General features: G+C 37.5%; 4 protein-coding genes. All 4 read right to left on the reverse strand.

Annotated elements, in window-relative coordinates:
• Nucleotides 1-3 precede the first annotated feature (3 nt).
• Complete coding sequence (locus L1267_RS11215; protein WP_235382890.1) at nucleotides 4-405, reverse strand: hypothetical protein; 402 nt, start codon at nucleotides 403-405, stop codon at nucleotides 4-6.
• A gap of 113 nt (nucleotides 406-518) precedes the next feature.
• A complete protein-coding gene (parM, locus tag L1267_RS11220) occupies nucleotides 519-1,550 on the reverse strand; it encodes a ParM/StbA family protein (protein ID WP_235382891.1) in 1,032 nt (343 codons plus the stop codon).
• A 181-nt stretch (nucleotides 1,551-1,731) separates the two neighbouring features.
• A complete protein-coding gene (locus tag L1267_RS11225) occupies nucleotides 1,732-2,913 on the reverse strand; it encodes a hypothetical protein (protein ID WP_235382892.1) in 1,182 nt (393 codons plus the stop codon).
• A 6-nt stretch (nucleotides 2,914-2,919) separates the two neighbouring features.
• The gene (locus L1267_RS11230) at nucleotides 2,920-4,281 is read right to left on the reverse strand and encodes a ParA family protein (RefSeq protein ID WP_235382893.1); all 1,362 of its coding nucleotides are present in this window, start codon (nucleotides 4,279-4,281) and stop codon (nucleotides 2,920-2,922) included.
• Nucleotides 4,282-6,415: the final 2,134 nt, after the last annotated feature.

The raw sequence follows: 6,415 nt of genomic DNA on the forward strand, positions 1-6,415 counted from the left end.
AACTTATATGCCTTTAAACAATGAGTTCATGTTTTCTAGAGGATCAGAAACTTCCGAAGCATCATTATTAGAATCAATTTCAACTTTCTTTACTTCTAATGCGAGTTCATTAGCCTGTTCATTAACATGTTCATTTACCAGTACGTTCTCTGACTCACTTTCTCTTTCTTGAGTAGAAATTTCATAATGTTTTGTCTGAGATATAATCTCTTTTTTAGGAGGTAATTCTTTATCTAATTTTTCATTATTATGTTTACGAACTTCTTTTTGTTTTTTCTCCTTACGCAGGTCAACCTGAGCTCTATAAAATGCCGTCGATTCATCGCCTTTGGGTTTTGGAGCTTCGTATGAATGCTTTAAATTTTTAGATGGATTCATTGCTTGGTAACCAAGCTTAATCATCATTCTGATAACCTCAGCTCTCCTTGACTTAGGCATGCTATACAGCATGTCAGAGATTTCATTTTCAACCTCGACATCGCTGTATAGATTAAGTACAAATCGGCTTCGCATACTTATTATTCACTTTCAAGAAGCATTTGTGCATATTTCTGCATGCCTCTAGCGTTAGCAAACCCCGGTTGCTCAACGATAACTTGAGTTCGGAACCAATTATAGATTTTTCCCTTGATTTTATTTACAGTGCCACCCACAAACAGCACTACATCAATATCAGATGCGTTTTTCAGCTTATGTTTTGCTTCACTTTCGATACGGGTTGTAATAATCGACTCAGCTCTTGCTACAATATCTTGCACATCCTCCCACTCGCCCCATAGCTTAACTTTGCCTTCATTAATAGCTGTATGCATTTGCTCATTATTAATCTCAACTTCAAGCTCATCTCTAATAAGCTCCCTTACTTCCTCTTTAATATTGAGCATTCCGGCATCAATAGTTGAAGAACGTTCATAGTCAATTGCACCATTTTTAATAACTACGATATCTGTAGTTCTACCACCGATATCAATTACAGCTATGCGTTGCTGATATTTGTCATTATGACGCTCGATACGGCCATCAGAGTTAAAATATGTGATGTAATCAAACCATGCAGCTAGACCTTCAGCTAACACCTGATGATTTACAATTTCTGGCAAACTGTAATCATCCTGTGATGTAATATTTTTTGACTTCAAGTTTTCCATTTTGCGTTTAATTAAATCCGCATTTGGCTTACCTCTTTTATAAAATTTCTTTAAAGGTAGACCAGTACAAATATGTAACTTATGCTTTTCAGATAAGGAAGCTTTACGCAGAGCATGCATTACAACAACTTTATTTAAATTGGATATCGGATAATCATCAGATGCTGTATTGTCATGTTCTAGGATTTTACCGGCGACATAGTCCTTTCCTTCAACTTTGTAAGAGAAAATTGTTTTCTCTTCATTGCCGAATGATATTGATGAGTCAATACCTGATTTGGCATGCGAAGGAATTCTTAGGCATTCACCATCAGGAAGTACGACTTTAACTTCATCATAGCCGTCATCGACACCTATAGGTAAATTCCCGCCGTTTTTTAATAACTCTGTATAAGTATTCATATTTCACCTCAAATTTATGATGTATCATCATATCATTCGAGAATACTTGAATTCTTTCTGTTTAGGGGTAGTTATAAGAAGGATAATGTGAGGAATTTATTATATTTATAGCAATTGTTAACTTTGAAACACCGCCAAATGCTACAAAAAAAGATAGGATTTAACCTATCTTTTTTATGAGTTATTTATTTAATATATCAACTATTAGACTTTTCATTCTCTCATAATCTAAATTTGTGTTATTTACTTGAATTGTAAATCCGCCGTCAGGATCTCCATCACTAATAAACTCAACCCCCTCACCAATAATCTCAGACTTACTTAAGCTCTTAGTGTCAGGTTTTAAATTCCACTGAGATTCTAATAAGTTAAAGCAAATCCTTTTCCGTTTTTTAGCATACTTATCGTCATTAGGGTTAACGACTGTATCAATTTTATGTTTTGAAAACTCATCATAAATACTTTCCTTTAGCTTGAGCATTTCTTCTTTTAGTGTGCCTACTGAATTGCCTTTACTATTCTCAGCATCTCTGTACTTATTATATTTACGCCTAAGCTTTCTAAAATCAACTTCTAAAAATTTCAATTCGTGACAGAATAGATCAACAACTTCATGATCTATTGCCTCAGCAGCTTGAAGCAGCATTTTCATTTTAGCTTCTGTTTTAACCTCAAACTTATCACCAAACTGATACATCACTTCTTCAGCTGATATTTGCGCTCCCCTCGACTTTTCTAATTGAGTTTGTTTGTTCTTATACCAAATGGCCATGGCCACGAAGCTAGTAGGTTTATGTTTATTAGCAGAAAATGAAATTTCTTCTTTAACTTCATGAGGAAGGACTCTATCTGCAACCCATACCTGTAAATCTAAATCATGTCTTTTTACGCATGTAAATCGTCTTTGTCCATCATAGATTTCAATTTGATTTTTTGTTCCATCAGTAAATGATGCCTTAACAGGCGCTGTATTAATTCCAGCATCTTTGTATTCTTCATCTAGATCAGATGTATCAATATAACTTTCATCTAAATATACATTTCGATGATTGTCACTGGAAATCTTAGCCAACTTTCCTAAATCAGAATTAGCGATCCTAATTTCGTATTCATTATAAGTTACTCCGTCAATGCCTTTAAAACTTCTTGCTCCAGTAGGCTTATAAGATTTGACTCCAATACTTATACTTATTCCATCAAGTGCTTTTTGGCTCTGAACTTTTGCATTTGCGTGTGTTAGAGTTGTATCAGCTTCACTTGGTGTTTTAGGTTGGCTGTCAGTATTAGGATCTAGATTTTCAGAACCTTTTGATTTCACACCAACCTGTCTTCTTAAATTTTTTCTGTTTTGTTGTTCCATCATAATGCCTTAACGTACAAGTTTTAATATCTGTTTTGCAATATCAGTTACATTGGTTTCTAGTCTATTTAAATCACCAACAAAATTATTGCCAATAACTTCTTTGTAATGGTTTTTATTTACTGAACATGCAGTAGCCTGAATTGAAGACAGCTTTTCGATAGCAGGACTAGCGTCAAATGAATCATGAATATACATACCATTGGACAAATGCTTGTGTAATGTGTCACTTATTTTACTAGACAACTGTTTACTTAACTGCTTGTTTAGCGGTAAGAAAAAGAAATCTTTCTCCGGGATAACACCATCATTTATTAACTTTTCATGTTTGTTAATAAGGACTTTTGTCTGTGAAATAAGTTTAGCTGCCGTCATTAGCTCATATTCTGATGGTACTAGAGGAGCAATTATATGACTTGAGGCCAATGTAATCATGTTTGTGAGTTCATTGATCTGTGGTGGACAGTCAATAAAAATGTATTTGAAATCAGATAAAGGTTTAATTATTGCAAAATAAAATATTAGGTAATATGAGTACTCATATTCATTGTAAATTCTATAAAACCCAGTCTTTTCCTTTGCAGCTAACTCTTCTTCAGTTAAATCCTGAATGCTATTATAAGCTTTTGTAATTTTTGAAGCTGATTCACTATCAAAAAATGAATTAGCTGGTAGCAAGAATACATTAGGCATACCAGTTGTTTTCAATGCTTCATTAATAATGTCACTAGTTATATCCTCACCATTCATATAACGAAGCATTAATGAAATAGCGCTTTCATGACTGCGACTTACATAGTCATCACCTGCTACTTTATGTGAATCTTTTATTAAATTAGTCGTGCTATTACCCTGCGGATCCATGTCGATAATTACAGTTTCCGAACTTCTTAATGTAAGCTCACCAACTGACATGCCAATATTAATACACGATGTTGTTTTCCCAGTACCACCTTTATGGCCCATCCAAGGAATAATACGAGGCTCAGTATGCTCTTCTAAGTCCCACAAATCGAATTTGACCATTATTGTCCACAACACTTCAACGTCATATACATTGTTGTTGTTGTTCTTTTTCTTTATAAATTCCGAAATTTCAGGATCTTTAAGATAGGCATTAAAAACTGCTTCTGTAGGGTTACCCAATATTTTCTTTGCTTGCCTACGAGTGTATGTTCTAACTTTATCTGTTTCACTACTATTTCGATAATCTTCCTCAATAACTTTCTTCAAAGCACCCTGAAGAATTATTTCAGCTTTATCAAACTTTGCATTCAAATCATCTGTAGGCACGATTATTGGTAGTTTAACAGCGGTTTCATCATCTTTATTCTTTGATGATTTAACATTTCTCTTTTTTTGAAGATTCATGAAAATTCCTTGTTTTTTGTTGTTATGTTCATTATGAGATATTTATCACAATATGTCCAGAAACTGGGTATAGATTCTTGTAATTAATTAAGCTACTGCATATTTTTTAGTACAAATGAATGTAACAAATATTAAATAACAATTATGTAAATTTAAATCTCGCGACTAACTCTAACAAAGGACTTATATAATGCTCAATGGCAATTCTATATATACCGGAGCATTGTGCTCCGATGGTTAGCAGGTTATTTAACCGGAGCATTGCGCCCCGATGGTAGTCATGAGTTTGACCGGAGCATTGTGCTCCGATGGTAGTCATGAGTTTGACCGGAACATTGTGCTCCAATGGTAGTCATGAGTTTGACCGAAACATTGTTCTCCGATGGCTGTGATGTATTTTATCGGAGCATCGTGCTCCGATGGTAGTCATGAGCTTGACCGGAGCATTGTGCTCAGATAGGCTTGCATGATAATTAACTGTAGACATAAACCAAATAGTTCGTTCAGCCTACAGTGCCCTCTCCTACTATGATTGGTCGTATGTTTAACCAGATCATCGTGCTCCGATGGCTAGCAGTAAGTTTAACCAACCATTATGCTCCTGTTGGTTGTGATGTATTTGTTCGGAGCATCGTGCTCCGATGGTTAGCAGGTTGCTTGACCAGAGCATTGTTCTCCGATGGTAGTCATGAGCTTGACCGGAGCATTGTGCTCCGATGGCTGTTATGTATTTGATCGGAGCAACGTGCTCCGATGGTAGTCATGAGCTTGACCGGAGCATTGTGCTCCGATAGGCTTGCATGATAATTAACTGTAGACATAAACCAAATAGTTCGTTCAGCCTACAGTGCCCTCTCCTACTATGATTGGTCGTATGTTTAACCAGATCAACGTGCTCCGATGGCTAGCAGTAAGTTTAACCAACCATTATGCTCCTGTTGGTTGTGATGTATTTGTTCGGAGCATCGTGCTCCGATGGTTAGCAGGTTGCTTGACCAGAGCATTGTTCTCCGATAGGCTTGCATGATAATTAACTGTAGACATAAACCAAATAGTTCGTTCAGCCTACAGTGCCCTCTCCTACTATGATTGGTCGTATGTTTAACCAGATCAACGTGCTCCGATGGCTAGCAGTAAGTTTAACCAACCATTATGCTCCTGTTGGTTGTGATGTATTTGTTCGGAGCATCGTGCTCCGATGGTTAGCAGGTTGCTTGACCAGAGCATTGTTCTCCGATGGTAGTCATGAGTTTGACCGGAACATTGTTCTCCGATGGCTGTTATGTATTTGATCGGAGCAACGTGCTCCGATGGTAGTCATGAGCTTGACCGGAGCATTGTGCTCCGATGGTAGTCATGAGCTTGACCGGAGCATTGTGCTCCGATAGGCTTGCATGATAATTAACTGTAGACATAAACCAAATAGTTCGTTCAGCCTACAGTGCCCTCTCCTACTATGATTGGTCGTATGTTTAACCAGATCATCGTGCTCCGATGGCTAGCAGTAAGTTTAACCAACCATTATGCTCCTGTTGGTTGTGATGTATTTGTTCGGAGCATTGTGCTCCGATGCTTAGCACATTGTTTGTTCGGAGCATCGTGCTCCGATGCTTAGCAGGTTGCTTGACCAGAGCATTGTTCTCCGATGAATAGCAGGTTATTTAACCGGAGCATTGTGCTCCGATGCTTAGCACATTGTTTGTTCGGAGCATCGTGCTCCGATGGTTAGCAGGTTGCTTGACCAGAGCATTGTTATCCGATGATTAGCAGGTTATTTAACCGGAGCATTGTGCTCCGATGTTAGTCATGAGTTTGATCAGAGCATTGTGCTCCGATGCTTAGTACATTGTTTGTTCGGAGCATTGTGCTCCGATGCTTAGTACATTGTTTGTTCGGAGCATTGTGCTCCGATGCCTAGCACATTGTTTGTTCGGAGCATCGTGCTCCGATGGTTAGCAGGTTGCTTGACCAGAGCATTGTTCTCCGATGATTAGCAGGTTATTTAACCGGAGCATTGTGCTCCGATGCCTAGCACATTGTTTGTTCGGAGCATCGTGCTCCGATGGTTAGCAGGTTGCTTGACCAGAGCATTGTTCTCCGATGATTAGCAGGTTATTTAACCGGAGCATTGTGC

Origin of the sequence: Pseudoalteromonas sp. OFAV1 (assembly GCF_021532595.1) — a bacterium.
GTDB lineage: Bacteria > Pseudomonadota > Gammaproteobacteria > Enterobacterales > Alteromonadaceae > Pseudoalteromonas > Pseudoalteromonas lipolytica_C.

What these genes read in the sequence shown, in the direction of transcription:
- L1267_RS11215 (WP_235382890.1), bottom strand. Translation starts at nt 405, where the DNA reads ATGATGATTAAGCTTGGTTACCAAGCAATGAATCCATCTAAAAATTTA.
- parM (WP_235382891.1), bottom strand. Translation starts at nt 1,550, where the DNA reads ATGAATACTTATACAGAGTTATTAAAAAACGGCGGGAATTTACCTATA.
- L1267_RS11225 (WP_235382892.1), bottom strand. Translation starts at nt 2,913, where the DNA reads ATGATGGAACAACAAAACAGAAAAAATTTAAGAAGACAGGTTGGTGTG.
- L1267_RS11230 (WP_235382893.1), bottom strand. Translation starts at nt 4,281, where the DNA reads ATGAATCTTCAAAAAAAGAGAAATGTTAAATCATCAAAGAATAAAGAT.